Genomic DNA, 325 nt, shown 5'->3' with positions numbered 1-325 from the left:
GCTGGCTGTAGTAGTCGTCGTCCACCCGGTGGTTCCAGTGGTCCGCCGCGCCCTCCAGGCCCAGCGGCGGCTCGGAGAAGTCAGGCTGCTCCTGCCACTGGTTGAAGCTGTTCGGCTCGTAGGTGACGCGCTGATGGGCGTTGTTGCCGTCCACCCGCATGCCGCCATCGCGGTGGTAGACCTGGTGCGGGCAACGCGCGGCGTTCACCGGGATCTGGTGGTGGTTGACGCCCAGGCGATAGCGATGGGCGTCGCCGTAGGAGAACAGACGGCCCTGGAGCATCTTGTCCGGCGAGAAACCGATACCGGGCACCACGTTGGCCGG

At 67.4% G+C, this 325-nt stretch carries 1 pseudogene; it reads right to left on the bottom strand.

Features of this window, described 5'->3' with window-relative positions:
* Positions 1-325: pseudogene (locus HMPREF2924_RS22230) on the bottom strand (catalase); the annotation flags it as partial.

It is taken from the genome of Pseudomonas sp. HMSC063H08 (assembly GCF_001813645.1).
Taxonomy (GTDB): Bacteria; Pseudomonadota; Gammaproteobacteria; order Pseudomonadales; family Pseudomonadaceae; genus Pseudomonas; species Pseudomonas aeruginosa.
The sequence above is the reverse complement of the archived record's forward strand: the minus strand, read 5'-3'. Positions and strand labels throughout refer to the sequence as shown.